The organism is Pseudomonas sp. SWRI154 (assembly GCF_014268645.1).
GTDB classification, from domain to species: Bacteria; Pseudomonadota; Gammaproteobacteria; order Pseudomonadales; family Pseudomonadaceae; genus Aquipseudomonas; species Aquipseudomonas marvdashtae.
Window position 1 is genome coordinate 1 of record NZ_JABWQW010000002.1, and the last position, 19,778, is coordinate 19,778.

Annotated in this window: 18 protein-coding genes; 5 read left to right on the top strand and 13 right to left on the bottom strand. The window is 61.7% G+C overall.

Annotated elements, in window-relative coordinates:
- Together HU806_RS26420 and HU806_RS01965 are read left to right on the top strand one after the other, a co-directional pair.
- The coding region (locus HU806_RS26420; protein ID WP_238350103.1) for a hypothetical protein at nucleotides 1-458 on the top strand (458 nt) is incomplete at its 5' end.
- Nucleotides 455-871 carry a hypothetical protein gene (locus HU806_RS01965; RefSeq protein WP_186609631.1) on the top strand — a complete coding sequence of 139 codons (417 nt, stop codon included), beginning with the start codon at nucleotides 455-457 and terminating at the stop codon, nucleotides 869-871. The genes HU806_RS26420 and HU806_RS01965, both read left to right, overlap by 4 nt.
- Nucleotides 872-1,135: 264 nt before the next feature.
- Here the strand turns inward: HU806_RS01965 and HU806_RS01970 are convergent, their stop codons facing one another.
- From HU806_RS01970 to HU806_RS02010, 9 genes are all read right to left on the bottom strand, one after another.
- Nucleotides 1,136-1,408, bottom strand: a complete 273-nt coding sequence (locus tag HU806_RS01970; protein WP_186609633.1) for a DUF971 domain-containing protein — start codon at nucleotides 1,406-1,408, stop codon at nucleotides 1,136-1,138.
- Nucleotides 1,405-2,367, bottom strand: coding sequence for a HEAT repeat domain-containing protein (locus tag HU806_RS01975; RefSeq protein ID WP_186609640.1), 963 nt, complete (start codon nucleotides 2,365-2,367; stop codon nucleotides 1,405-1,407). The genes HU806_RS01970 and HU806_RS01975 overlap by 4 nt, the downstream gene beginning before the upstream one ends.
- Nucleotides 2,364-3,212, bottom strand: coding sequence for an ABC transporter ATP-binding protein (locus HU806_RS01980; protein WP_186609643.1), 849 nt, complete (start codon nucleotides 3,210-3,212; stop codon nucleotides 2,364-2,366). The genes HU806_RS01975 and HU806_RS01980 overlap by 4 nt, the downstream gene beginning before the upstream one ends.
- Nucleotides 3,212-3,994 carry an ABC transporter permease subunit gene (locus tag HU806_RS01985; protein WP_186609644.1) on the bottom strand — a complete coding sequence of 261 codons (783 nt, stop codon included), beginning with the start codon at nucleotides 3,992-3,994 and terminating at the stop codon, nucleotides 3,212-3,214. The genes HU806_RS01980 and HU806_RS01985 overlap by 1 nt, the downstream gene beginning before the upstream one ends.
- 39 nt (nucleotides 3,995-4,033) lie before the next feature.
- Nucleotides 4,034-5,440 carry an ABC transporter substrate-binding protein gene (locus HU806_RS01990; RefSeq protein ID WP_186609645.1) on the bottom strand — a complete coding sequence of 469 codons (1,407 nt, stop codon included), beginning with the start codon at nucleotides 5,438-5,440 and terminating at the stop codon, nucleotides 4,034-4,036.
- A 126-nt stretch (nucleotides 5,441-5,566) separates the two neighbouring features.
- The gene (locus HU806_RS01995) at nucleotides 5,567-5,812 is read right to left on the bottom strand and encodes a 4Fe-4S dicluster domain-containing protein (protein ID WP_003180418.1); all 246 of its coding nucleotides are present in this window, start codon (nucleotides 5,810-5,812) and stop codon (nucleotides 5,567-5,569) included.
- Between the two features lie 25 nt (nucleotides 5,813-5,837).
- On the bottom strand, nucleotides 5,838-7,577 hold the full coding sequence (locus tag HU806_RS02000) for a fumarate reductase/succinate dehydrogenase flavoprotein subunit (RefSeq protein WP_186609646.1): 1,740 nt from the start codon (nucleotides 7,575-7,577) through the stop codon (nucleotides 5,838-5,840).
- Nucleotides 7,578-7,579: 2 nt separating this feature from the next.
- A complete protein-coding gene (locus HU806_RS02005) occupies nucleotides 7,580-8,326 on the bottom strand; it encodes a GntR family transcriptional regulator (RefSeq protein ID WP_186609647.1) in 747 nt (248 codons plus the stop codon).
- Between the two features lie 90 nt (nucleotides 8,327-8,416).
- Entirely contained in the window at nucleotides 8,417-9,301 is an 885-nt protein-coding gene (locus tag HU806_RS02010; RefSeq protein WP_186609648.1) for a LysR family transcriptional regulator, read from the bottom strand.
- A gap of 131 nt (nucleotides 9,302-9,432) precedes the next feature.
- Between HU806_RS02010 and HU806_RS02015 the strand changes: the two genes are divergently transcribed.
- Together HU806_RS02015 and HU806_RS02020 are read left to right on the top strand one after the other, a co-directional pair.
- The gene (locus HU806_RS02015) at nucleotides 9,433-11,076 is read left to right on the top strand and encodes a GMC family oxidoreductase (RefSeq protein ID WP_186609649.1); all 1,644 of its coding nucleotides are present in this window, start codon (nucleotides 9,433-9,435) and stop codon (nucleotides 11,074-11,076) included.
- 124 nt (nucleotides 11,077-11,200) lie between these two features.
- On the top strand, nucleotides 11,201-12,823 hold the full coding sequence (locus HU806_RS02020; protein ID WP_186609650.1) for an MFS transporter: 1,623 nt from the start codon (nucleotides 11,201-11,203) through the stop codon (nucleotides 12,821-12,823).
- Nucleotides 12,824-12,866: 43 nt separating this feature from the next.
- On the opposite strand, the gene HU806_RS02025 is transcribed toward HU806_RS02020, so the two are convergent.
- From HU806_RS02025 to HU806_RS02040, 4 genes are all read right to left on the bottom strand, one after another.
- Nucleotides 12,867-15,344 carry a TonB-dependent siderophore receptor gene (locus tag HU806_RS02025; protein ID WP_186609651.1) on the bottom strand — a complete coding sequence of 826 codons (2,478 nt, stop codon included), beginning with the start codon at nucleotides 15,342-15,344 and terminating at the stop codon, nucleotides 12,867-12,869.
- Nucleotides 15,345-15,444: 100 nt separating this feature from the next.
- A complete protein-coding gene (locus HU806_RS02030) occupies nucleotides 15,445-16,404 on the bottom strand; it encodes a FecR domain-containing protein (RefSeq protein WP_186609652.1) in 960 nt (319 codons plus the stop codon).
- Nucleotides 16,401-16,922 (bottom strand): sigma-70 family RNA polymerase sigma factor, encoded by a 522-nt coding sequence (locus tag HU806_RS02035; RefSeq protein ID WP_186609653.1) that lies wholly within the window; start codon nucleotides 16,920-16,922, stop codon nucleotides 16,401-16,403. The genes HU806_RS02030 and HU806_RS02035 overlap by 4 nt, the downstream gene beginning before the upstream one ends.
- Before the next feature lie 106 nt (nucleotides 16,923-17,028).
- A complete protein-coding gene (locus tag HU806_RS02040; RefSeq protein ID WP_186609654.1) occupies nucleotides 17,029-17,436 on the bottom strand; it encodes a response regulator in 408 nt (135 codons plus the stop codon).
- Nucleotides 17,437-17,677: 241 nt separating this feature from the next.
- On the opposite strand from HU806_RS02040, the gene HU806_RS02045 reads away from it, so the two are divergent.
- Entirely contained in the window at nucleotides 17,678-19,624 is a 1,947-nt protein-coding gene (locus tag HU806_RS02045) for a DNA topoisomerase III (protein WP_186609655.1), read from the top strand.
- The last annotated feature ends 154 nt before the right edge of the window (nucleotides 19,625-19,778 follow it).

Sequence of the window (19,778 nt, forward strand, 5' to 3'; positions counted from 1 at the left end):
GGCTCAACGGGTATCGGTACACCCTGAACCCGACGGGGTGGGTGGATCCGTTGGGGTTGGAAACTTGCCCGGGCGATGGGTGTAAAAAGCCTGCGGTTGGCGAGCAGGATCCGGCGGCTAAGGTTGGGGTGGATGGGGGGGAGCCATCACCTCCGGCACCACCAAAACCAGACAAATGGAGTCGAGATCCTAAAAGCATCCAAGACCAGATGGCCCTAGAGTCTGCGAAAGCGAACAAAGGTATTGTAATTATTGAAGAACTGGACGATCCGAATTATTACAAAATGGAAAAAATGGAATTAAAAGTAAAATCACGAAACGGGAATGACTCTGTAGTGCATTATGTTCGCGACCCGAGCACAGGAAAACTAATGGATTTTAAATTTAAGAAGCATAGTACAAACATAAAGCCATGGGGCAATGACCCCTCGGTACCGCCTGGGATTTTTGAAAAATGAAAGCCAGATGCATATTAAACAATCTAAACAGCAGCTTGCTGACCCCGGAAACTGCCACCCGTCTAAAGCGATATATCTCCTTCCCCGACGGCGAATTGGATCTCGTGATCGACAAAGAATATATCGTTTACGGAATAGAGTTCCGAGACAACTGCCCATGGCTATATATTTGCATTGACGAGCAAGATGAGTATCCAATCCCTCTTGCAGCAGATTTTTTCCAAATCACTGACACACGTCTTTCAACCCATTGGCAACTCAACTTTAAAGAGAGCAGCACTGGCAGAAACCAAACTCAGTTGGTTTTTACTGAATGGGCAACAGATAAAGTTTTTTATGAAAAACTCATATCCGGCGATGCTGATGCTGAAGCGATATTTGAAAAATATAAAAACATTTTGGCAGCAGAGTAGCCAAACAACTTGTCGATAGTTTCTCGGGATTAGGGGAGTGCCCAGGGCGATTACGTGCTCATCCGCCACAATACTGACACACCGGAGATGAAGATGAGTTTCTACTGTTTGTCAAAAGCCTAATGATTCTAAAAGGCCTTGCCAAGCAAGGCCTTTTTCACCGAAGGACAACTAAACGCCCGCCTCTACCTCACCTCAACAATATCCAACACCCTGTTTAGGGACTGCTACGCAGCCCAGCGGGCGCAAGCTTCCTCGCCATTGTTAAAGCCGCGCCAGATAAGCCCAGGGAAAGATTCCCCGCTCATGCCCGTCACTGAACACCAGTTGCACCCCATAACCCTGGGCATGGACCTCAACCACCCGCACTCGAGAATCAACCAGAACTGTCAGCCCTTGCAGGCGAAACGCCCGGCATTGGGAACAGGGACATTGCCTGCGTAGTTCAACGTGGTCCAGTCGCTGCTCACGCCCATCGGGCCAGCTCAGCCGCAGCTGACCTTTTTCCGGCGAATTGCCGACGGCCAGCGGGTTCATTGCAACTGGGCCAAGGCAATGCGCACGGCCTTGCGCACTTCGGGATCTGCATCATCCCGGGCGGCCTGCAAGGGCGCGATGGCACCAGGATCGTGCAACTCGCCCAAGGCCAGCGCCGCCTCCTTGCGCAGGTTGCTGATGCGATGACCGAGGGTTTCGATCAAGGCCGGCAACGCCTGGGCATAACGCAAGCGACCGAGGCTGCGGGTGGCGCGCAGGCGCACTTGCCAATAATCATCTTCCAGGGCGTCGATCAGGGCCGGGCCGGCATCCGCGTGGCCGACCTTGCCCAGCGTCGTGGCGGCTTCTTCGCGTACCGCCCAGGCCGGATCCCGCAGTGCCTGGCGCAACGCCGGCAAGACCTGTTCATCCGAGGCCAGGCCAAGGGCGCCGGTCGCCGCGCGGCGCACTTCGCTGTCCGGGTCATCGCTGGCGAGCCGGGCCAGGGCGGGCAAGGCATCAAGGTGTTTAAGCCAGCCCAGCACGCCAACCGCCTCCCGACGCACGCTGGCCTCGGGATCGGCCAAGGCGTCGAGCGCGGCCGGTGCGGCATCGCCCAGGCGCAATTCGCGCAAAGCCCTGAACGCGGCGACGCGCACGCCGACCTCAGCGTGGGCCACCCAAGGCAAGATCAGCCTCCCCGCCGCCTCGCTCTTGAGCAGGCTCAGGCTTTGGGCAGCGGCGGCCTGTACGGTTGGGGACGAATCGGTCAACGCCTGGCACAGGGCCGCGACCACCGGCGCGTCTTCCCAGGCTTCGAGCAACCGAGCGGCTTCGGCCCGCACCTCGGCGCTGGGATCGCGCGCCAGGCATTCCACCAGCCACAGCAAGCCTTCGGGCTCTTCGAGGTCAGCCAGTTCGATCAGGGCGATACGGCGAACGCCGGCGTCCTCATCGGTCAGGCGTGCTTGCAGGGCAAGGATGTCTTCGTTGTCGGTGTTTTCAAATAGAGAGGTCATAAGGCAAATCGCGGCAAGGAGTTTTCAGGAGGCAGCCCCAAAGGATTGAGGCGCGGCAGTGGCTGGCCGTCTGCGTGGTGCAGCAACGCGAGGCAATGGCGTTTCAGTTGGGAAAACTCAGGGCTGGTCACCAGTCCGGTGGTCCGTGGCCGGGGGAAATCCAGGCGCAGATCCTCGATGATCCGGCCCGGACGCGGACTCATCACCAGCAAGCGATCCGCCAGGAACAGCGCCTCGTCGATGTCATGGGTCACAAACACGACGGTCGTGCGGATACGCATCCAGATGTCCAGCAGCAGCTCTTGCATGTTCATTCGCGTCAACGCATCCAGCGCGCCAAAGGGCTCGTCCATCAGCAACAAGCGTGGACGATTGACCAGCACCCGGGCGATTTCCACTCGTTGCTGCATGCCTCCGGAGAGTTGGTCCGGCCAGTGTCCGGCGAACCCGTCCAGTCCCACTTGAGTGAGAATCTCGTCAGCGGACCGGTGCCGTTCGGCCTTGCCCAAGCCGCGCATCTTCAGGCCGAAGGCAACGTTGTCGCGCACACTACGCCAGGGAAACAGCGTGTGCTGCTGGAACACCATGCCACGCTGGAGCGACGGGCCGGTCACCGGCGCGCCGTCGACATTCAGCGTGCCGGTGCTCTGTTGCAGGTGCCCGGCAAGCGCGCCGAGCAAGGTGGACTTTCCGCAACCGGACGGCCCGAGGATGCAGACGAACTGGCCCGCCTCGATCTGGCAATCCAGCCCCTGTACCGCTTCGAATGCCTGGGCCCCCTGGCCAAGGACGATGGACAACTGACGGATATCGATCCGTCCTTCAGGCGTTTGCATGACGCTCATCAGGCTTTTCCTCGTGGTCGATGCCAGGGCGTGAACAGCCCGCCCAGGCGCTTGATCAACACACTGCTGCCCATGCCCAGCACACCGATGAGCAACATGCCGACGACGATATCGGCGTAGTTCTGCACGGTGTAGGAAGCCCAGGTGTAGTAGCCGATGCCGTACTGGCCGGCGATCATTTCCGCCGTCACCAGGCAGAACCAGGACGTGCCCATGCCGATGGCGAGGCCGGTGATGATGCTTGGCGCGGCCCCCGGCAGAATGACTTCCAGCAGGATCGCCCGACGCCCCGCCCCCAGGCTCCTGGCAGACGCGATCAGCCGGCGGTCCACCCCCTCCACGCCATGCACGGTGTTGAGCAGGATGGGAAACAGCGCGCCGGTAAACGTGATGAACACCATCGACAGTTCCGACGAGGGAAACATCAGGATTGCCAGCGGGATCCAGGCCACCGCCGGGATCGGCCGCAGCACTTCCAGCGGTGGCAGCAGCAAGTCTTCGGCCCACTTGGACCGGCCGATCGCCAGGCCCAGCGTCACACCGACCAGCACCGCCGCGCCGTACCCGGCAAACACCCGGCCCAGGCTGCTGCCCAGATGGCGCCCGAGATTGCCCGACTCGCCCAGACCGAGTGCGGCCTGGATCACCGCGAGTGGGGGCGGGACGTTGGCGAACGTCACTAGGCCGAGGTCCCAATGACCGTCGGCGGCGAGTTGCCAGAACAACAGGCAGAGCAGCAAGGAAGCGGCTCGCAGGAGCCAGCGTTTGGTTGATGAATGCACAATTCTTTCCTCTGACGGAATCCCACAGGTCGTTGCCGATCAGCGGGCAGCGACCGCCTGGGTCGTGGCCTCGGTGAAATCCAGGACCTTGCCGCCCTGCTGTGCGGCAAATTGCTCGGCCTGGCCTTTCAACAGGAATGCGCTGAGCCGGCCATTGCCGTCGCTGGCGAACCACGCCTGCTCGGCCAGCAGCTTGATCCCGCTGTCGCTGGCCTGGGCGTAGACGGCGCGGATGCCCTTGCCCTCCTGCCTGAACCTGGCCAACGCGGTGAAGGCTGCTTTCGCCGAGGCGTAATGACGTACCTTCGGCTCGCCACGCACCCAGATCTGCGCCACATGCCTGGCGTCGGTGATGGGCTGGCCGGTCGAGGCATCGGGGCTGCCAAGAGGCGTCTGGGCGTAGTTGCCCAACTGCGCGGCGTAATCGAGATTCGACGCCTTGAAGGCCGCGCGGATGTACTGGTCGTCGATGAAGGTATTGAGGTCGAGGCCGCGATCGGCTTTCTTCAACAGCTTGAGGGTGTCGATGGCGGTGCCGACGGCCTGGCGGTATTCCGGCTTCCAGGTCAGGTCGCGGGTCTGTACGCCCAACGGCCCGTGGAACAGGTAATTGACCTCGGCGTCCACCCCAGTGACCTTGGCGATCAGCTCGCTGTATTTCTCGGGTTCGGCGGCCAGTAATTGATTGGCCTCGATGGTCGCGCGCAAATAGGCGACGACGATTTCCGGGTACTTCCTGGCATAGGCCTGGTCGACCAACGCGCCATGGAATGTCGGCGTCCTGGCCTGGGCACCGTCGTAGATCTTGCGGGCGAAACCCCGGCTGGGGAACAGTTCGGCGAAGGGCACGAAATCGGCGTGGGCGTCGATCTTGCCGGCCTGCAACGCCGAACCGGCGACTTCCGGCGGCTGGGCGATGATCTTCACGTCCTTGAGCGGATCCCAGCCCTGGGCGGCGACGGCGCGCAGCAACATGCCATGGGCGGTGGAGGCAAACGGCACGGAAATCGTCTTGCCCTTGAGTTCGGCCAGGGATTGCACGCCCGAGGCGCTGGGCACGACGATGCCATTGCCGCTGCCTTGGATGCTGCCCGACAGCACGCTGATGAACAGGCTATGCTTGCCGGCGGTCTCGAACGCCACGCCGTTGAACGCACCGGGGAAGTCGGCCATGGCGCCGAAATCGAGCTTGCCGGCGACCATCTCGTTGGTCAGCGGCGCGCCGCTGGTGAAGTTTTTCCACTGGATATCGTATTGGGCGTCCTTGTAGGCGCCGTCGTGGGGCAGGTACTTGTCCAGCAGGCCAAGCTCACGAATCAGCAACCCGCCGGCGGCGCAATTGATGGTGGTGTCCTGGGTGCCGATGGCGATACGGATGGTTTCTGCCTGGGCCGGCAAGGTCAATGAAGCCAGTACCAGACTGGCGAGTGCTGCACGCAATAGCATGGGTGTGTCCCCTCGAATCATTTATTGGATTTCGTCTCCGCCGCGATCAGGGCGCGGTGGGAAACGAGGGGTGTTGTGGAGCGGCGTCCGGGGGTGGCCGGATGGCATTCAGGCGGCTGCGTTCAATCAGCGCAGCAGGTACGGGATTTCGACTTTCACCGCCCCGGTCGGGCAGTCCTTTTCACAGGGCATGCAGTACCAGCATTCATCGAACGCCATGTAGGCCTTCTGGGTCGCCGGGTTGATCGCCAGCAGGTCCATGGGGCAGACATCGACGCAGACGGTGCAGCCCTTGTGGGCGATGCATTTGTCCTCATCCACGGTGACGGGGGCATTGGAGCGGAAAAAGATTTCCTGGGGTTGATAGGCCATGGGCGTTTCTCTCTGGGTGACGGGTTCACGCCGCATCGGCACCGACCCGCAGCCGGTCATAGGCCTGCAGTTCGTCGGCGTCGAGGGCGATGATGTAGGGTTCTACGGCTTTCTTGAACGAGGTCATCGCGCCGTCGTCGCCCTTCTTCAAGTGGCAATGGCAGAACCAGTCGCTGTCGTTGCGTTGCGGATGATCGACCCGATAGTGGTACAGGCCCCAGCGGCTTTCAGCGCGAAACAGCGAGGCGCGGGCGGCCATTTCGGCGCAGTCGCGGATGACGCCGACTTCCATGGCGCGCATCAGTTCGTGGGCGTTGTGCGCCTTGATCTGGTCCAGGTCGCGCTGGATATCGCCGAAGCGTTGCAGGCCAATCTGCATCTTCTTCGTCACCTTCGGCGGTTGCAGGTAATCGTTGACGAAACGGCGCAGCTTGTATTCCACCTGGGCCGGCGGCAGGCCGTGCTCGCGGTCCAGGGGCGCGTAGACGCGGTTCTTTTCTTGCTCGATCTGCTGAGTATCCAGCGCTGAAAAATCCTTGCCAGCGACGAAGTCCGCCGCGTTCTGGCCGGCAAACCAGCCGTAGGTGAACGCGCCGAGCATGTAGTTGTGCGGCACCGCGGCCATGTCGCCCGCCGAGTACAAACCCTTGACCGAAGTTTCGGCCCGCTCGTTGACCCACACGCCCGAAGCCGAGTGACCGCTGCAAAAGCCGATTTCGGAAATGTGCATCTCCACCATCTGCGTGCGGTAGTCGGTGCCACGGTTGGCGTGGAACTGACCGCGACTGGGCCGCTCGTTGCTGTGCAGGATCTCCTCGATGTTCTGGATGGTTTCTTCGGCCAGGTGATCGAGCTTGAGGAAGACCGGACCGTTGCCGCCTTCGAGCTCCTGATGGAACTCCCACATCATCTGCCCGCTCCAGTAATCACACTCGATGAAGCGCTCGCCCTTGTTGTTGGCGGTGTAGCCGCCCAATGGGCCGGTGACGTAGGCGCAGGCCGGGCCGTTGTAATCCTTGATCAACGGGTTGATCTGGAAACATTCCAGGTTCGCCAGTTCGGCACCGGCGTGATAGGCCATCGCATAACCATCGCCGGCATTGGTCGGATTTTCATAGGTGCCCATCAGGTAGCCGGAGGCTGGCAAGCCCAGGCGCCCCGCCGCGCCGCAGCAAAGGATGACGGCCTTGGCCTTTACCACATGGAAATCAGCGGTGCGGCAATCGAAGCCCATCACACCGTTGACCGCGCCTTCCCCGTCGGTCAGCAGCCGCGTGCAGACCAACCGGTTGGTAATGTTCACCCGCGCCCGTTTCAGCTGCCGGTACAGGACTTTCTTGATGTCGTGCCCTTCCGGCATCGGCAGCACGTAGGCGCCCATGTGGTGGACCTTCTTGACCGCATAGTCGCCGGTTTCGTCCTTCTCGAATTTCACGCCCCAGCGGTCCAACTGCTCGATTGTTTCGAAGCTGTGGGTCGCGTAGGCGTACACCGCTGCCTGGTTGACGATGCCGTCGTTGGCGATGGTGATTTCCTTGGTGTACTGCTCGGGCGTCGAATGGCCCGGGATGATCGCGTTATTGAGGCCGTCCATGCCCATGCTGATCGCGCCGCTGCGCTTGACGTTGGCCTTGTCCACCAGCAGCACGCGCAAATCGCGGTTGCGTTCCTTGGCCTTGATCGCCGCCATGGGACCGGCGGTGCCACCGCCGATGACAACGATGTCGTATTCCTGTTCGAGGGTATTTCTTGAGCTTCGGGTCATGCCTACGTCCCTTTTTGCCGGTCGATCCGCAAGCGGTACTGGAAGGCATCGCCGCGGTAGTAAAGGTATTCGAAGTCCAGCGGCAGGCCGTCAGCGCCATGGGTAAGGCGCTCGATACGCATGATCGGCGAGCCCGGCTCGACCTCCAGCGCCTGGCACAGATCGCTGTCGGCCAGCACCGCGTCGATGGCCAAGTCCGCGTGACCGAGGGCCAGGCCACAATCGTTTTCCAGGATCAGGAAGATATCGCGGGTGACCAGGTCGGCTTTTTCCAGGCGCTCGCCGAGGGCCTTGGGCAAGTAGGTGATTTCCAGGGAGACCGGCTCACGGTTGATCAGCCGCACGCGCTTGATCTGCGCCACCACGTCCCCTTCCGCCAGTTTCAGTCGTTCGGCCACCGACTTGTCCGCCGCGATGAACTTGAAACTGCGCAGTCGGTTGATCACTTCAAACCCGCGTCCGGTCATGGATTCGGCCAGGCCTTGCAGCGTGCTGACATTCTGGAAAGTCTTGGGCTTGGCGACGAAGGTGCCTTTGCCGTGAATCTTGAAAATCAGCCCTTCTTTCTGCAAATCGCCCAAGGCCTGGCGCACGGTGATGCGACTGACGCTGAATAACGCGCCCAGCTCACTCTCCGAAGGCATCTGGCTGCCCTGGGGGTATTGAGCGTCGAGAATGCGCGAGCGCAGCACGTCGCGCAGTTGGGTGTGCAGTGGCACGCTGCTGAGGGAAAGGAGGTTGTCAGGCATGGCTACTGTCACTTGTCATAACGAGTTATGACGTGATCTTAGGGAAAGCCTCCAACGCTTGAGAAATACCGTTTAGACATAACCTTAGAGTCAGGGCAGCAGCAGCCCCTGCTCACGCTCGCACAACTGCACCACGTAATCCCACAACACGCGTAGCCGGACGGATTTGTGCAGCTCGCGGCGGGTACTGATCCAGTAGCTGCGGCAGATACTTTCGTCCGGCAGCAAAGGCACCAGCGTCGGATCGCTGCTGGCCATGTAGCACGGCAGCACGGCGATCCCAAGGCCGGAACGCGCGGCCTGCTGCTGGGCGATGACACTGGTGCTGTGGAAGACGACCCGGGGCTTGCGGCAAAAGCTGTTGAGGAACATCAATTCCTGGCTGAACAACAGGTCGTCGACATAGCCGATCCAGGCGTGACGGGCCAGGTCCTCGCGGCTGTGCAACGGCGGCGAGCGGTCCAGGTAGGCCTGGCTGGCATACAGGGCCAGGCGGTAATCGGTAAGTTTTCGCGTCACCAGCAGGTCGGCCGCCGGCCGTTCGAGGTGAATACTGATTTCCGCCTCGCGGTTGAGGATGCTGACGAACCGCGGCACGGCCACCAGCTCCACCTCCAACCCAGGATAACGCTCAAACAACCCATTCATGCGACTGGCCAGGAACATGATGCCAAGCCCTTCCGTCACGCCCAACCGGATCTTGCCGAGGGGTGCGCTGGACTGGGTGATGTCCTCCTGGGCCAGCAGCGCGACGTTCTCCATGGCTTCGGCATGCTTGAGCAGTGCTTCACCCGCTGGGGTCAGTTCATAGCCCTGGGCATGCTGGACAAACAACGCCGTGCCGAGGCTTTTCTCAATGGCCTCGATGTGCCGCGCCACCGTGGCATGGGTAGTGTTGAGCCGTCGCGCGGCGGTCAACAAGCGGCCGCTGCGTTGCAGTTCCAGGAAGTAGCGCAGGTCATTCCAATCGAACATGAGCCTTCCTTGCAAACGCCTGAAAGTGAGGGCTGTTTATAAACGCACAGCCACTGCGCAAAAACTAACATTCTTTTGACGAAAACTAACAACTAGGATGAGTCCCACAAGAACAAAAAATGAGGTCGCGAATGCAACCTGTCGTCGATGAATACGATTACGTGATCGTGGGCGCCGGCCCCGCTGGATGCCTTCTGGCCAACCGGCTTTCGGCCAATCCGCAATACCGGGTGCTGCTGCTCGAAGCCGGTGGCCGTGACAATTATCCCTGGATTCATATCCCGGTCGGCTACCTGTTCTGCATCGGTAACCCGCGCACCGACTGGTGCTTCAAGACCGAAGCACAACCGGGCCTGCAAGGGCGCGCGCTGAGCTATCCGCGCGGGAAGGTGCTAGGCGGCTGCTCGTCGATCAACGGCATGATCTACATGCGCGGCCAGGCCGCGGACTACGATGGCTGGGCCGCCGAGGGTAATCCCGGCTGGGCCTGGAAAGACGTGTTGCCGCTGTTCAGGCAGAGCGAAAACCACTTCGCGGGGGACTCCGATTTTCATGGCGCGAACGGGGAATGGCGAGTCGAACGCCAGCGCCTGTCATGGCCGATTCTCGATGCCTTCCGCACCGCTGCCGAGCAGAGCGGCATCCCCAGCGTCGACGATTTCAACGGCGGCGACAACGAAGGCTGTGGCTACTTCCAGGTCAACCAGAAAGCCGGGGTGCGTTGGAACGCGGCCAAGGCCTTTCTCAAACCGATTCGCAACCGCCCCAACCTGACGATATTGACCGAGGTCGAGGTAGACCGCGTGTTGTTGCGTGACGACCGCGCCCATGCCGTCAGCGCCCGCTGGCAAGGCAAAAGCATGACGTTCAAGGCCCGCAAGGAAATAGTCCTGTGCGCCGGCGCCGTTGGCTCGCCGAGCATTTTGCAGCGCTCCGGGATCGGCCCGCGCAGCCTGTTGCAGCGCCTGGGCATCGGCGTGGTCCACGAGTTGCCCGGCGTTGGTGGCAACTTGCAGGATCACTTGCAGTTGCGGCTGATCTACCAGTTGGAAAACGCCCGCACGCTGAACCAGATCGCCGGCACGCTGTGGGGCAAGATGGGCATGGGCTTGCGCTACCTGTACGACCGCAGCGGCCCGCTTTCCATGGCCCCGAGCCAACTCGGTGCGTTCGCCCGCTCGGGACCGGAACAGACCTCGGCCAACCTTGAGTACCACGTACAACCGTTGTCCCTGGAGCGCTTCGGCGAACCGCTGCACAGCTTTGCGGCGTTCACCGCGTCGGTGTGCGACTTGCGTCCGATGAGCCGCGGTCGCGTAGACGTCCGCTCAGCCGATCCCCATGACGCGCCGTTGATCCAGCCCAATTATCTGAGCCATCCCGACGACCTGCGGGTCGCCGCCGACGCCATTCGCCTGACCCGACGCATCGTCGCCTCCCCGGCCCTGGGCGCCTTCAAGCCGGTGGAATACCTGCCCGGCCCCAGCCTGCAAACCGAAGAAGAATTGCACCAGGCCGCCGCGCGCATCGGCACGACGATTTTCCATCCGGTGGGCACATGCCGCATGGGCCCGGACGCCGACGCCGTGGTGGATGCGCAACTGCGCGTGCATGGCATCAAGGGCCTGCGCATCGCCGACGCCTCGATCATGCCGCGCATCACCTCGGGCAACACCTGCTCGCCGACGCTGATGATTGCCGAGAAGGCCGCGCAGATGATGCTTGCGCCAGCGATCACCAGCATCACGACACAAAAGCAGCCCGCCACGGTCTGAAAAACACCAAGAGCCCCCGTGGCAAGGGAATAAATGTAAACCAAGGAAAACGTGTCAAGTCAGGAGACGCCCCACCCGGCGTTGCAGTGGAACAACAAAAACAATCACTGTGAGGGATACCGCTATGTCTGAGCATGTTCAGCCCCTGGAAGCCACGCGCAGCGCCGGCACCAGTCAGGAAACGCAGAAAGTCATCTTCGCCTCGTCCCTGGGGACGGTGTTCGAGTGGTACGACTTTTTTCTCTACGGCGCCCTGGCGGCGGTGATCAGCAAGCAGTTCTTTGCCGGGGTGAACGACACCACGGCGTTCATTTTTGCCTTGATGGCCTTCGCCGCCGGCTTCATCGTGCGTCCGTTCGGCGCCTTGGTGTTTGGTCGATTGGGCGACATGATCGGGCGCAAATACACCTTCCTGGCAACCATCGTGCTCATGGGCCTGGCCACGTTCTGCGTCGGCCTGTTGCCCAACTACGCCAGCATCGGCATCGCCGCACCGATCATCCTGGTGGTGTTGCGCATGCTTCAGGGCCTGGCCTTGGGCGGTGAGTACGGCGGCGCGGCCACCTATGTCGCCGAGCACGCGCCGATGGGCAGGCGTGGTTTCCACACCAGTTGGATTCAGTCCACCGCCACCTTGGGGCTGCTGCTTTCGCTGCTGGTGGTGCTGGGGTGCCGTTACTTCACCGGTGACCAGTTCGAAGTCTGGGGCTGGCGCATTCCGTTCCTGTTGTCGATCCTGCTGCTGGGCATTTCCACCTGGATCCGCCTGAGCCTGCACGAATCGCCGGCGTTCTTGAAAATGAAAGAAGAAGGCAAGTGCTGCAAGGCGCCGATCCGCGAATCGTTCGGCAAATGGGAGAACCTGAAAGTGGTGCTGATCGCCCTGTTCAGCATCAACGCCGGGCAAGCGGTGACCTTCTATGCCGCGCAATTCTATGTGCTGTTTTTCCTCACCCAATTCCTCAAGATGGACCCGGCACTCGCCAATAGCCTGCTGATCGTCAGCGTCATCATCGGCGCACCGTTCTTCATCTTCTTTGGCTGGCTGTCGGACAAGGTCGGACGCAAGCCGGTGCTGATGATCGGCCTGCTGCTGGCGACGGCGTTGTACTTTCCGATCTTCAAGACGCTTGCGCATTACGCCAACCCGGCCATCGACCTGGCAAGCCGCCAGGCACCGATCACCGTGGTCGCCGATCCGGCCACCTGTACCTTCCAGTTCGACCCGGTGGGCAAGGCGCGTTTCGACAGCCCCTGCGACAAGGTCAAGACCTTCCTGGTCAAGCAGGGCCTGCCCTACAGTAGCGTCGCGGCGCCTGCCGGCAGCATCGTGCAAGTCAGCGTCGGTGACGTGAAACTCGAAGGCTACGACGAAGCCGCCCTGCGCGGCGCAGTGACGCTGGCGGGCTACCCGCAACAGGCCGACGCCCAGCAGATCAATCGGCCGATGATCGTCGCCCTGATCGTCGCGTTGATCATCATCTCGGCGATGTGCTACGGCCCGCTGGCGGCGCTGATGGTGGAGCTGTTCCCGACCCGCATCCGCTACACCTCGATGTCCCTTCCGTACCACATCGGCAATGGCTGGTTCGGCGGCTTCCTGCCCACCGTGTCGTTCGCGCTGGTGGTCTATACCGGGGATATTTTCTATGGGCTGTGGTACCCGGTGGTGATCACCGGCGTGAGCCTGGTGGTGGGGATGATTTGCCTGCGGGAAACCAGGAACGTGGATTTGGATACCAACTGAAACCCGAGTATGGCGAGGGAGCAGATGCCCCTCGCCATGGTTTTCAGAAGCGCGCCTTCACCGTCGCGGTGAAATTGCGCGGCTCACCGTAATAGTTACCGAAGCCCTCGGTCCCGATGGTGGTGTAGTAGCGCTTGTCGAACAGGTTGTTGCCATTGAGTGCCACGGACCAGGTGTCATCGATGCGATAACCGATACGACCGTTCCACACCGCATAACCGGCCTGGGTGATTTTTTCACCGCTCACCGGCGATACACGGAAATTATCGCTCTGCGCGTTGACCCCGGCGCCGACGCTGAAGCGCTCGAAGGCCCCGCCCAAGGCATAATCGCCCCACAGGCGCAGCACATGACGCGGCACATAGCTGTTGAACGAACCGCCATTGAGGCTGGTGTCGATGTCTTCCAGGGTCTTGGTCTGGGTGTAGGTATAACCGGCGAGCAGTTGCAGTCGCTCGATGATTTCGCCGCTGATCTCGGCTTCGAAACCCTGGGCGCGAACCTTGCCGGCGTTCTCGTAGCAATAGCCATCCGATGAGGCGCAGGTCGAGTTGAAATCCGTCTGGGCCTGGTCTTTCTGCACAGTGCGGAACAGGTTGAAGGCCGTGTTCAAGCGCCCCTCGAACCATTCTCCCTTGATCCCCAGTTCATAACTTTCACCTACCAGTGGCTTGAGCGCCGAGCCACTTTGCGAGCGGTAGTTGCCTTGGGGCGTGAAGATGTCCGAATAACTGGCGTAGGCCGTCAGGTTCTCGTTGAGGTCCAGCAACACGCCGGCAAAGGGCGTGACCTGGCCGGTCTCGGTGCTCCTGGCGTGTTCCGTACCGCCCGTGAGAAACACCGAGTCGCTCTTGGAGCTGTACCAGCTCACCCGGCTGCCCACGACGAAGGTCAACGGGTCCGCCAGCTTCAGGCGCAGGGTCGAATACACGCCCTGCTGCTCGGTGACGGTTTTGACCGGTCCGCCGCGGGTCGAATTTTCAATGAAGTAACTGTCGTCCGGTTCCGGGATGTGCCGGTCCGGATCGAATACGTTCTGCTTCTGCGGCAACAAGGCGACCGAGTAGAAATCGTCCTTGTCCGAACGACTGGCGTTGACGCCGAGAATCAATTCATGTCGTTGACCGAGGGCTTCGAAGGTGCCGTCCAGATAGGCGTCAAGACCGTAGTCGACCTGGTCGTAGTCGTACATGCTGCCCAGCAAGTTGGTGGTGGAGGAGCCGGGCGCCACCGAACCTGATGCGAACGCGTATTTGATGTCCTGGGTATTTTTCGTATAGACACCTGCGACCTTCACCGCCCAGTCGTCGTTGAGCGAATGCCGCAGGTCACCAAAGACCGTGGTCCGTTGACTGCGCCAGGTATTCCACGACGGGTCCAGGCAGGTGGAACGGCTGAGCTTCAGATCACTGCCATCGCGGTAGCGCGCAAGACCGCCCCAGCACGGGCTCGCGTCGACGTCCTCATAGGCCACGCCCAGGCCGAGCGTGGTGTCGGGCGTCAAGTCGACGTCCAGGGCACCGTAGTAGACCTGATCCTTGCGTTGGGCATCGTCGTAGAAATAACGCCGGCTCTGCTCGGCAATCACCGCCCTGCCCCGTACAGTGCCGGCGTCGTTCAGCGGACCGCCGGTATCGACTTGCCCGCGGTAGTTGTCCCAAGTACCACCCGAGAGGCTGAGTTCAGTCTGGGGCGTGGCCTGGCCGCGCTTGCGAACAAAATTGACGCCCCCCGAAGTACCGCCCGAGCCCTTCATCATCCCGGCCGCACCGCGCAGGACTTCGACGCGGTCGTAGTAGGCCATGTCACTGCTGAAGCTGTCGGCCTGGACATAGCTGTTGCCCATGTCCAGCGGGACGCCGTCGTACTGGTATTGACCCGACATCCTGAACCCGCGGGAATAGAAATATTTACCGCCCATGGTCGAGTCGTAGACGGTGATGCCGGGCGTTTTCTCCATCACCTGCTCGATGGTGTTCAGGTTCTGGTCGTCGAGCATCTTGCGGGTGATCACCGTCACCGATTGCGGCGTTTCGCGCAGCGAGTGCTCGCCTTTGCCAATGGTGACCGCCCCGGTGGTGTAGGAGCCGCTGTTCTCCGTGGTTGCCGTGAGCAACTGTCCGTCAATGGTGGTGGTGCCCAGTTCCATGGCCGAACCGCGCGAGGGTGCGGCACGAAGCCGATAGGTCCCGTTGGCCTGGGGTTCGGCTTGCAGGCCGCTGTCGCCCAGGATGCGAGCGAAGCCCTCGTCCACGCCAAAAAAACCGTTCAGGCCGCGCGATTGCCAGCCCCGCAGCTGTGCGGCATCGAACGAAATGGCGACACCGGCCTGGCTGGAGAAACGCGTCAGCACATCGACGAGCGAGCCTGCGCCAATATCGTAAGCCTGCACCGCGCGTTGCTGCGCCGGGGCCTCTGGAACGGGATTGGCTGACGCCCCCCAGGCACAGGAAGACGTAGCAGCCAACAAACCGATTTTCATTGCAATCGCCAGACGACCTGGCGTGTTCACGCAAGACATGCGTCCCCTCCCCCAAACAATCAAGAAACTCACTGAGGGATGAGCCGAACGATGCCGACGAAAAGTGCAAAAGATTTTTAATCGCATCAACGCGTGCGCGTCAGCCTCGTTCGCCGCGAGACACCTGGACCCAGAATCGGCTGTATCGCGTCACTCGCAACGAAAAGCCGGTCTCCAGGGCTGCCAGGGCAAGGTCGGTATTGTCGATGGGGAAAACACCTGAGACTTTCAAGTCGCCGATAGCCGGATCACAACGCAGTATTCCCAGGCGATAGCGTGAAAGCTCCGTGAGCAACGCCGCCAGCGGCCGGTCAATGGCGATGACGCTGCCTTGCTGCCAGGCACCGACCGACACGTCGTTGGCCCGCAGCGTACCGAGCGATTGACGGTCGAAGCCTAGCTGTCTTCCGGCGTCGACTCGGACTGCCGGCCCACCACCGAGCAGCCTGACCTCCACCGCCTTTTCAAGTACCGAGACCTCCCCGCCCTGACTGTCGGCTCGCACGATAAAGCGTGTTCCCAAGGCAAGCACCTCGGCCTGGTCGGTGAACACCTTGAATGGACGCTGCGAGGGATCGGCCGCAGTCGTCACGATGATTTCGCCCCACAGCAGCTTCAAGATCCGTTGCTGTCCGTCGAAACGAACGTCGACCGATGTATCGGTGTTGAGCAACACCCTGCTGCCGTCCGCCAACCGGACCTCTCGCCGCTCGCCGACGCCCGTACGGAAGTCGCAAAGCAGGTTCTGTGCGGTCTCGCTGCGCCAACTCAACCAGCCCAGGCAGCCGGCGGAGGTCAGCAACAAGGCGCTTCGCAGCACCTGCCGACGGGATCGGCCGGGGCTGGTGCTCAAGGTCGGGGCGGCCAATGCACCCGGCACGCTGGACATTTGCTCGGAGACCGCCGTCACGCGCTGCCACGCTTGCTCATTCAAGGGGTCCGCAGCCAGCCAGGCGCGCCATCCCGCCCGTTCCGCGTCCGTCGTGATGCCGGAATGAAGCTGGGCGTACCATTGCGCCGCCACACGAATGGCCTGCAATTGCTCGGGCGACAGGCTCATGGGAGCTGCAACTGGAGCTGCATCAGGCAGCAGTGCTCCATGGCCTTGGCCATGTGATTGTTGATTGTGCGCACGCTGACGCCGAGGCGCTCGGCGATTTGCGGGTAGGTCAGGCCGTTGAATTGCGACAGGATGAACGCTTGCTTGACCTTGGGACCCAAGCCCTGCAACAACCGGTCAATTTCCATCAGGGCCTGGAACAGGATCGCCTGCTCTTCCAACGACGGTTGCTGTGACTCAGGCATCGCCGCCAAGGCTTCGAGGTAGGACTGTTCAAGGGAGCGGCGGCGAAAAAGATCAATCAGCAATCCCTTGGCGATCATCGACAGGTAAGGTCGCGGTTCGCGGATATCCAGCGCGGAGCGCGCCTTGATCACGCGTACGAAAGTATCCTGGGCCAGATCCGCCGCATCGAACGTGTTACCGAGGCGCTTGCGAAGCCATCCCTGGAGCCAACCGTGATGGTCGCAATACAGATCGTTGACGGCGCTGCGTAGGGACAGATCGTTGGCGGACATGACAATGGAATAATTCGCGACTGATAATGACTCGCATTGTCATAGGGGCAACCGCCGTTTTGCAACCTAAACGTGAATAAACGCCTCGCCCTGGCGCCTGTCTCGATCAATGCACCGAGTGATCTTTCACCGTATTTTCCACCAGGTCCAGCATCTGCCCCAGCGCCCACGGCTTGGCGATGAACGAGGCGTGATGCTTGATCCCCGCGCTCTCCGGCGTCTCGAAGCCCGACATGATCAGCAAGGGTATCTGCGGCCAGCGATCTCCCGTGAGATTGGCCAGGTCCGCACCATCCATTTCCCCAGGCATGGTGATGTCAGTGAGTAACAGGTCCACGTAATCGGCGCTCTCCTCGAGAAAGGTCAGTGCCGAATCGGCGCTTTCCCGAGGCTCGACGACAAACCCTTCTTCCTCGAGGATTTCGCACAAAAACTCCAGGATGGTCGGATCATCCTCAACAACGAGAATCAAACGCGTGGTCGCCTGTCCGTTGCCCTTCGGCATCGAATTCATGAAAGTGACTCTCCTTGATTCCATTAACTTGCTCTGCGGTTTCAATCGCTCTGCAAGTTATGAGCTATGGCCTTGCGAGAAATTCATTCTGCTTGCCTATTCAGTTGCCGAGCGACAAGCCAAGCGGGCTGTTGCAACGCCGCGCAACGTCTTATCTGTATATCCATACAGATAAAGCTTGCTCCGGCGCCGATCCCTGACCATGCTACGGCCCCATGAAACCTGCTTAGGAAGAGGCGTTATGCGGTTGTACCTGTGTGAAAAACCGTCCCAGGCCAAGGACATCGCCACCGTGCTGGGCGCCACGCGGCGCGGCGACGGTTGCTGGCTGGGCGCGAACGTCACGGTCACCTGGTGCATCGGCCATCTGCTGGAGACCGCCCCGCCCGACGCCTACGACGCGCGCTACAAGCGCTGGGTGCTGGCCGACCTGCCCATCGTGCCGGCGCAATGGAAAATGACGGTCAAGCCGAAAACCGCCGGGCAGTACAAAGCGGTCAAGCGGCTCTTGGGGGAGGCGACGGAACTGATCATCGCCACCGATGCCGACCGCGAGGGCGAAATGATCGCCCGGGAGCTGGTCGAGCATTGCCGCTATCGCGGGCCGATCCAACGACTGTGGCTGTCGGCCCTGGACGACGCGTCGATCCGCAAGGCCCTCGGCGCGCTCAAGCCCGGCGCGGAAACTTTCAACCTGTACCATTCGGCCCTCGGTCGCTCACGGGCCGATTGGCTGATCGGCATGAACATGAGTCGCCTGTTCACGCTCCTGGGTCGCCAATCCGGTTACCAAGGCGTCTTGCCGGTGGGCCGCGTGCAGACGCCGACCTTGCGTCTGGTGGTGGATCGCGACCGCAGCATTGCCAACTTCGTACCGGTCGCCTACTGGGCCATCGACGTGCAACTGAGCGACGCCGGCACCGCCTTCACCGCTCAATGGCGCGCCGATCCGGACGCCTGCGACGACCAGGAACGCTGCCTGAACCAGGCCCTGGCCCGAGACGCCGCCCAGGCCATGGGCAACGCTGCCACAGCCCGGGTCATCAAGGTACGCACCGAACGCCTGCGCGAAGCGGCGCCGCTGCCGTTCGACCTGGGCACCTTGCAGGAAGTCTGCTCGAAGAAGCTCGGCCTTGGCGCCCAGGAGACCCTGGACGTCGCCCAGTCGCTCTACGAAACCTACAAGCTCATCACCTATCCCCGCAGCGATTGCGGTTTCCTGCCAGTGAGCCAGCACAGCGAAGCACCTGCCATCCTGGCCGCCCTCGCCCAGGCCGACCCGGGCCTTGCACCGCTGCGCGATCACCTGCAACCCCAACGCAAATCCCGCGCCTGGAACGACGCCAAGGTCAGCGCGCACCACGGCATCATTCCCACGGCTGCGGCGAAAAACCTCGACAAGCTCGCCGGCAAGCAGCGCGCCGTCTACACGCTGATTCGCGCGCGCTACCTGGCGCAGTTCCTGCCCAACCATGAATACGACCGGACCCAGGCCGACTTCGATTGTGCCGGCCAGGACCTGCGCGCCGTCGGCAAGCAGGTCGTCGAACCCGGCTGGAAGCGCGCCCTGCCCGAAGCACTCGCACCGGCACGGGGCCGCGAGGCACCCGCGCCGCAGACCTTGCCGGCGCTGGCCGAGGGCGGTGACTGCAAGGTGGATGCGGTTACGCCCAGGGACCTGTGGACCCAGCCGCCCAAGCCGTTCACCGAGGGCGACCTGATCAAGGCGATGAAGAACGTCGCCAAGCTGGTGCAGGATCCGTTGCTCAAGCAGAAGCTCAAGGACACCACCGGCATCGGCACCGAAGCGACCCGCGCCTCGATCATCCAGGGCCTGCTCGACCGCGGTTACCTGGTGAAGAACGGCAAGGCCTTGTCCGCCACCCCGGCAGCGTTCAGCCTGATCGACGCCGTACCTCGCGCGATTGCAGATCCAGGTACCACCGCGATCTGGGAACAAGCATTGGACATGGTGCAAAGCGGCGAAATGAGCCTGGAAGAATTCGTCACCCGGCAAGCCGCCTGGATGAGCAAGCACGTCGCCCGCTGTCAGGGTATGCGCCTGACCATCAGCGGCCCGGCCAGCCCCGCCGGGCGCGGGGCCGCGCCATGGAAGAAAAAACGCAAGCCGGCCAAGCGCAAAACTGACGGCGCACCGCGCAAGGCGAGCAAGGCCAAGGCCACCTGAGCCCTGTCGCAGAAGGCCATGCGATCCCCGTGGCGAGGGAGCTTGCTCCCGCTGGGTTGCGTAGCAGCCCCAAGGAACCACACGCGCTATATCTGATACATCGCGCATGCCTTTTTGAGGGCCGCTTCGCGCCCCAGCGGGAGCAAGCTCCCTC

Excerpts from the sequence above, each read along its gene's own strand:
- HU806_RS02000 (WP_186609646.1), bottom strand. The coding sequence starts at position 7,577 with ATGACCCGAAGCTCAAGAAATACCCTCGAACAGGAATACGACATCGTT.
- HU806_RS02025 (WP_186609651.1), bottom strand. The coding sequence starts at position 15,344 with ATGTCTTGCGTGAACACGCCAGGTCGTCTGGCGATTGCAATGAAAATC.
- HU806_RS01975 (WP_186609640.1), bottom strand. The coding sequence starts at position 2,367 with ATGACCTCTCTATTTGAAAACACCGACAACGAAGACATCCTTGCCCTG.
- HU806_RS02020 (WP_186609650.1), top strand. The coding sequence starts at position 11,201 with ATGTCTGAGCATGTTCAGCCCCTGGAAGCCACGCGCAGCGCCGGCACC.
- HU806_RS02040 (WP_186609654.1), bottom strand. The coding sequence starts at position 17,436 with ATGAATTCGATGCCGAAGGGCAACGGACAGGCGACCACGCGTTTGATT.
- HU806_RS02015 (WP_186609649.1), top strand. The coding sequence starts at position 9,433 with ATGCAACCTGTCGTCGATGAATACGATTACGTGATCGTGGGCGCCGGC.
- HU806_RS02030 (WP_186609652.1), bottom strand. The coding sequence starts at position 16,404 with ATGAGCCTGTCGCCCGAGCAATTGCAGGCCATTCGTGTGGCGGCGCAA.
- HU806_RS01990 (WP_186609645.1), bottom strand. The coding sequence starts at position 5,440 with ATGCTATTGCGTGCAGCACTCGCCAGTCTGGTACTGGCTTCATTGACC.
- HU806_RS02045 (WP_186609655.1), top strand. The coding sequence starts at position 17,678 with ATGCGGTTGTACCTGTGTGAAAAACCGTCCCAGGCCAAGGACATCGCC.
- HU806_RS02005 (WP_186609647.1), bottom strand. The coding sequence starts at position 8,326 with ATGCCTGACAACCTCCTTTCCCTCAGCAGCGTGCCACTGCACACCCAA.
- HU806_RS01995 (WP_003180418.1), bottom strand. The coding sequence starts at position 5,812 with ATGGCCTATCAACCCCAGGAAATCTTTTTCCGCTCCAATGCCCCCGTC.
- HU806_RS01970 (WP_186609633.1), bottom strand. The coding sequence starts at position 1,408 with ATGAACCCGCTGGCCGTCGGCAATTCGCCGGAAAAAGGTCAGCTGCGG.
- HU806_RS02035 (WP_186609653.1), bottom strand. The coding sequence starts at position 16,922 with ATGTCCGCCAACGATCTGTCCCTACGCAGCGCCGTCAACGATCTGTAT.
- HU806_RS02010 (WP_186609648.1), bottom strand. The coding sequence starts at position 9,301 with ATGTTCGATTGGAATGACCTGCGCTACTTCCTGGAACTGCAACGCAGC.
- HU806_RS01965 (WP_186609631.1), top strand. The coding sequence starts at position 455 with ATGAAAGCCAGATGCATATTAAACAATCTAAACAGCAGCTTGCTGACC.
- HU806_RS01980 (WP_186609643.1), bottom strand. The coding sequence starts at position 3,212 with ATGAGCGTCATGCAAACGCCTGAAGGACGGATCGATATCCGTCAGTTG.